Below are 5,477 nucleotides of genomic sequence, written 5' to 3'. Positions count from 1 at the left end.
CGCCCCGCGCCCCGGACCTTCTGCCCGCCGCCCCGCCGTCAGCCGGCGGCCGCCGCCGTCACCGTCGCCGGGTCCTCCCCGGTCAGTTCCACGATGCGGTGCGGCGACACGCCCGCGGCCAGTGCCCGTCCGATCAGGTCGTCCCGGCCGTCCGCGCAGTCGCGGTAGGACAGCAGCTCCCGCTCGACCCGGGCCAGCACCTCCGGACCGGACTGCTGTCGTACGCGGCTCAGCTCCTCGTCGCTCAGCGGCACGGGCAGCCGCTCCGCGCCCTCGGGCAGGGCTCCCGTCTCCTCCGGCGGCAGCAGGCGCAGTTCCGGGGCGGTGGGCGTGCTGCCCTGGGCCTCCAGCCACGCGCGTACCGCGGTCGTCTCCATGCAGGCGAGGTCACCGACGGCGGCCGGCGACACGCCGAGCCGCACGGACGCGTCGTCAAGCAGGAACAGATAGGCGTCGTCAGTCATCCTCGGCTCCTTCTCGATGGGGACTGATCGACCCCCCTTTACCCCGCCGCACCCGGATTACCGCACCCTCACCCGGTCGGGTCGCCGGACCGGCCGGCGGCGGTCCGGTGCCGGTCCGGCGACGGGTTCCGCGGGCGCGGTGCCAGCGCCCCCAGGACCCACGGCATGTGCTTCCGGTGGGTGACCACCCGGACCGGTACGCCGCCGTCCTCGCACTCCAGGACCCATGCCCGGCCTTGGTACGCCCGGGGGAGGGGTCCGTCCAGTACGGGTGGCGGACCCGGAGCGGAGTCAGCGTGGGAGGCACCGCCCGGCGGAAGGCCGCACCCGCGTGGCCCGGTGTCGTCATGAGGCGGCCGTCGGCGGCCAGCAGGTGGGTGCCCTGCCCCGCGTGGGGGACCTCGCCCAGGATCTGCCCCGGGAAGCGCCGCTCCCCCACGGGCACGGACGGCCGTACGGTGACGGTGTCGTCGCCGGGCGGGCGCCGCCGCAGGAACAGGGCCACCGGCAGGCACCCGGCCGCCACGGCCGCCGTGCCCTGTCCGACGAGGCGGAGCGCCGCGCCCATGTCGTCGGTGACCCAGGGCGCGAACCCGCCGAGGAGGGCCAGACAGCCACTCGCCACGAAGGGCAGGGCGATCTGCCACGCCCGCATCCTCCTCGCCGTCCGGGCGTGCCGGGTCCGCCAGTACCCGCACCACAGGAAGTCCGTGCCGTAGAGACCGATCGCGAGACCGCACGCGGCGAGGAGCTTGTAGTCGTCCCGGGGGTCCGCGCGGGTGTACTCGCGTCCGCTGCCGAAGTCGACGTACCGGATCTGCCCCCGCCAGTAGGTGACGTGGACGTCCGCTCCGGAGGAGGCGAGCGGCGGCTCCGGCGGGCTCCCCCCGAGCGTGGCCCGGCCGGTGTCCCCGTCCGCCCGGACGACGTACAGCCGGTACATGGGCGTCCCGCGGCTCGGTACGCGCTCGGTCCGGTCGACACGCGCGCCACGGTCCGCAGGCAGTCGCCGGACCCGTCGTCGTCCGGGGCGCAGCGGGCCGCGCTCTCGAAGGCTCGCCCCTCGCCGATCGCGGCCGGCGTGCCGACCAGCAGCAGCCCTGCCGCCACCAGCGTGCACACGGCGCCGACCACGGCGGCGGCGATCACCTGCGCACGGTTTCTCGAACGCGGTGCTTCAGTCCGTATGGAGTCGAGGGAGTCACCGGGACAGTTCTTCCGCGAGGACATGCGAAAGAAAACGACTGAAGTACCCCAGATGAATGGCAAGTTGTTGCCGGAATTCGGCAACCGCCGTTCCGGTGGCCCGGCGGCTCGGGTTCTCCGGCGAAGGAAAGTTGAACATCGCATTAAAAGGACAAATCCAATTATTATGAATAAGTCACTACAAAGCGGTCACTCGTACCGGAGAAGAATACGTCTCTCGTAAAGGAGATGGTGGTATGTCCTCCACCGAGTTCCTGACCGACAAGCTCACCGAGATCCAGGACGTCGAGGCGGCTCTGGACCCCGTCGAGGCCGACGGCTCCTACCGTGACAGCCGCGAGTGCGCGGCGCTCGCCCTGCAGGCCGGAGGAGGGCAACTCCTGCTGTCCCCTCCGACTCCCCGCCCGAAGAAGGGCTGACGGGGCAGACACATGGAGCAGTCAGGCACTTCGACCCCTCTGACGGGCGCGGTGCAGGGCCTCACGTCGGAACTGGTCTCCGCTCTTCGGAGCGGGGGCCCTTTCCGGCTGGCCGGCAGCGTCATGGAAGCCGGCGGGCCCGAGGCGGCCGACGGCCCGGCCCTCGCCGCCGTACGGGTGGTGGGAGCGGACGCCGTCCTGCCGAGCGTCCTGCGGCGTACGCCCCCGGGACCCGACGACCTCGCCGTGTTCGGCAGGGCCGTACGCGTCTATCCGCCCCCCGCGCACGCCTCTCCCGCCTCGGTGTGGAGCCACTGGGCCATGCAGCAAGCACTCCGGCGACTGGACGCGTCCTTCGACGGCGCGCCGGACCATGGGGCGGAGCCCCGGGCGGCCTGGCTGGAGGACGCCCCGTGGCAGTCGCTGACCCATCAACTGGCCGTGCTGGCCCCGCTCGCGGTCCCGGCCGGGGACTGCGCGGTGACCCGCGTGGCCCGCGGCCGTCCCCTCGACGTCGCCCGGGGTTTCGTCCGTGCGGTCCGCCGCCGCGACTGGCTGCAGGCGGCGGGAGCGGGACGCTGGCTGGTCCTCCTCGACGACGTCCCGCGGACGCTCGGCCTGGAGGCCGGACTGGAGTTCGTGGCGCAGATGGGCGACACCGATCCCCGCGTGGCGCTCCAGGTGGAGGCGGCGCGGCTGATGCGGACCGGAGCACCGGTGTGAGGGCCGGCGACGTCCTGGCGGTCGGCGGGGCCGCGCTGGCCTGGCTGTCCGCCCACCGCGACGACTTCGCGCTCGGCGACGACGCGCTCGCCGAGCACGGCAGTGTGAACTTCACCTGGAAGCCGCTCGGGGAGCTGGCCCAGGTGTGCGTCAGCGTCCGCCGGCACACCGGACCGGCCGACCCGCTCCACGAGACCGCCTCCGACCTGCTGGCCTTCGCCTGGCAGCAGGTGCGCTGCGGCGACCTCCTCCTGGAGCTGCAGCGTCTCGAACCCTTCGCGACGTACCCCCTGGAGATCTACGCGGCGTTCGCGTCGGCCGGGCTGCGCCACCCCGGCTACGAGAAGGCCACCGCGACGGTGGCCCGCACCCGCAGCTGGCAGGTGACGGAGCAGCAGCCCAACCGCCGCCTGAGCGTCCTCAACTCCGAGCGCCGCGGCGGCGTCCCGCCCCACGACGACATGGCGCGGGCACTGCGGCGGACCTGGCTCGGCGGTCTTCCGGAGCCGTGGACGTTCGAACGGGACTCCGGCTACACCCTCACCCACGTGGTCTTCCACATCAGCGACTGGGGCCTGGTCCCGCAGGGCGTCCCCCCGCACCTCGCGGAGTACCTCCGGCAGTGGCTGCCGCCCTGGCTGGACACCTGCCTGGAGCACGAGCGGTGGGATCTGGGCTGCGAACTGCTGGCCGTGGCCGGCAGCCTGCCCGGACCGCCGGACCGCGTGATGCTGCGGGAGTCCTGGGCCGCACTCGCGCGGGCGCAGGACGCGTCCGGCGCCGTCCCCGAGGCCGGCTCCGGACGGGAGGGACATCCGCCCGCACACGACTTCCCCGGCTGCTACCACTCGACCCTGATGACGGCCTACGCCGCCGTGCTCACCGCCCGCCGGCTGCGCGAGCGCCATGAGCGACACGAGGACCATGAGGACCATGAGGACGGCGGGGCGGCGCGCGCCGCCGGGCCCGCGGCGCGTCCGGGACAGAACGGGCAAGGAGTGCAAGGAGTGCAAGGAGCACAGGGAGCACAAGGAGTACTGAGATGACCGGTGCCGGCACCCGCCTCGTCCACTCCGTCGGGGCCGGCGCCCTGGAGTGGCTGCACGCGCACCGGGACGGGTTCCGCCTGGAGGAGGACGCCGACCCGGAGGTGGGCTTCCTGGACCGCTTCAAACCGGTCGGCGAACTGGCGATCATCTGCAAGGTGCTGTTCCGCGAGGGGGTGGCCGGGTCCCGGCAGGCGCGGCTGGCACGGCAGCTGCTCGACCACGCCTGGGCGCACACGCTGGACGGCGGCCGGATGCTGGTCCGCGGCCAGCGCGTCGAGCCCCTCTCCCCCATCCCCTTCGAGGTCTACCTGCCGTTCAAGGAGCTGGGCTACAGCCACCCCGGGATCGAGCGGACCTTCCGGTTCAACCAGGGGCTGGAGAGCTTCGCCGCCCAGGAACTGCCGCCGGTGCGCCGGCTCGGGCTGTCCGCCTTCCAGCGCCGCTTCGGGCTCCCGCCCCGGCCGCCGGAGGCCGAGGTCGTCGGCAGGACGTGGCTCGGACGCACCCCCGAGCCCTGGACGGTGGAGGGCAACACCGCGTACGACATCACGCACACGGTCTTCCACCTCACCGACTGGGGGGAGAACCCCGGGGGCCTGCCCGCGCCGCTGGCCGGCTATCTGGCCGCCTGGCTGCCGGTCTGGCTGGACGACTGGCTCGACCTGCGGCGCTGGGACCTGCTGGGCGAACTGCTCGTCGTCGACGCCTGCCTGCCGCACCCCACGCTGGACGAGCGCGCCTGGGAGGGGTTCGCCGCCGCCCAGCAGCCCGACGGGGCGATGCCGGCGGTGCGCACGATGCCCGAGGGCGACCCCGACGAGGTGTTCGACGTCGTCTACCACCCGACGCTGGTCGCCGCCTTCGCCTCCGTACTCGCCACGTCCCGCGCCCTGACGCGGCTGGCGCACGCACCGGCATGACGCCCCGGCCCCGCCCCTGGCCGGGTGATCCGTTCGGCGTCACCGGCCGGCTCCCGCCCCGCCGTCCCCCGGCGCGGGAACGGCCGGACGGCGAGACCGTACGGCGGCGCCTCGACGACGCCATCGACGTCATGGACGCGCCCGACGTCGTCCTCGCCCTCTCCCAGGACGGCCACCGGACCGTGCGCTGCGGCGGCACCGGACCGCCCCCGCCCGTGTCCCGCGACCGGCTGCGCTACGAGATCGGCTCGGCCTCCAAGACGTTCACCGGACTGCTCCTGGCCCAGCTGACCGAGTCGGGCGTCCTGTCCGGGGGCGAGCCCGCCGCCGCCTGTCTCGACCCGGCCCGCCGCGTCGGCAAGGACCCCGTCACCCTCGCCCACCTGATCACCCACACGTCCGGACTGCCCGCCCTGCCCGTCGACTTCTTCCCGCGGGTCCTGCCCCGGCACCGCGCCAACCCCTACGCCGGCTATCCGGACCAGCGGGTGGTCGACGCCTTCCTGCGCCGCCGGCAGCGCCGGCGGCCCGGCACCCGCTGGCACTACTCCAACTTCGGGGTCGCCGTGCTCGGTCACGCGCTGGCCGCCGCCACCGCGACCCCCTGGGACGACCTGCTCACCGGTCGGGTGCTGCGGCCCCTGGGACTGGACGGCACCGCCCTGCGGGCCGGCGGCGCGGACACCGACGCGACCG

At 74.1% G+C, this 5,477-nt stretch carries 7 protein-coding genes; 5 read left to right on the top strand and 2 right to left on the bottom strand.

The window, feature by feature from the left end:
- Positions 1-38: 38 nt before the first annotated feature.
- A complete protein-coding gene (locus HO151_RS05980; RefSeq protein WP_173895056.1) occupies positions 39-464 on the bottom strand; it encodes a DUF6003 family protein in 426 nt (141 codons plus the stop codon).
- A complete protein-coding gene (locus tag HO151_RS05975; RefSeq protein ID WP_173895055.1) occupies positions 457-1,407 on the bottom strand; it encodes a hypothetical protein in 951 nt (316 codons plus the stop codon). Before HO151_RS05975 ends, HO151_RS05980 begins: the two co-directional genes overlap by 8 nt.
- A 499-nt stretch (positions 1,408-1,906) precedes the next feature.
- On the opposite strand from HO151_RS05975, the gene HO151_RS05970 reads away from it, so the two are divergent.
- The 5 genes from HO151_RS05970 to HO151_RS05950 form a co-directional block, all read left to right on the top strand.
- Entirely contained in the window at positions 1,907-2,089 is a 183-nt protein-coding gene (locus HO151_RS05970) for a hypothetical protein (protein ID WP_173895054.1), read from the top strand.
- Between the two features lie 12 nt (positions 2,090-2,101).
- Positions 2,102-2,812: a hypothetical protein gene (locus HO151_RS05965; RefSeq protein ID WP_173895053.1), complete on the top strand. Its 711-nt coding sequence runs from the start codon at positions 2,102-2,104 to the stop codon at positions 2,810-2,812.
- Positions 2,809-3,858 (top strand): hypothetical protein, encoded by a 1,050-nt coding sequence (locus HO151_RS05960; protein WP_173895052.1) that lies wholly within the window; start codon positions 2,809-2,811, stop codon positions 3,856-3,858. The genes HO151_RS05965 and HO151_RS05960 overlap by 4 nt, the downstream gene beginning before the upstream one ends.
- Positions 3,855-4,781, top strand: a complete 927-nt coding sequence (locus tag HO151_RS05955; RefSeq protein ID WP_173895051.1) for a hypothetical protein — start codon at positions 3,855-3,857, stop codon at positions 4,779-4,781. Before HO151_RS05960 ends, HO151_RS05955 begins: the two co-directional genes overlap by 4 nt.
- Positions 4,778-5,477 (top strand): serine hydrolase (locus tag HO151_RS05950; protein ID WP_173895050.1); only part of this gene is annotated, 700 nt, incomplete at its 3' end. The genes HO151_RS05955 and HO151_RS05950, both read left to right, overlap by 4 nt.

The sequence above is a fragment of the Streptomyces sp. 8P21H-1 genome (assembly GCF_013302945.1).
Note: the sequence above shows the minus strand (reverse complement) of the source record. Positions and strands in the feature narration are given on the sequence as shown.

Coding starts and splice junctions, on each gene's coding strand:
- HO151_RS05980 (WP_173895056.1), bottom strand. CDS start 464: ATGACTGACGACGCCTATCTGTTCCTGCTTGACGACGCGTCCGTGCGG.
- HO151_RS05975 (WP_173895055.1), bottom strand. CDS start 1,407: ATGTACCGGCTGTACGTCGTCCGGGCGGACGGGGACACCGGCCGGGCC.
- HO151_RS05970 (WP_173895054.1), top strand. CDS start 1,907: ATGTCCTCCACCGAGTTCCTGACCGACAAGCTCACCGAGATCCAGGAC.
- HO151_RS05965 (WP_173895053.1), top strand. CDS start 2,102: ATGGAGCAGTCAGGCACTTCGACCCCTCTGACGGGCGCGGTGCAGGGC.
- HO151_RS05955 (WP_173895051.1), top strand. CDS start 3,855: ATGACCGGTGCCGGCACCCGCCTCGTCCACTCCGTCGGGGCCGGCGCC.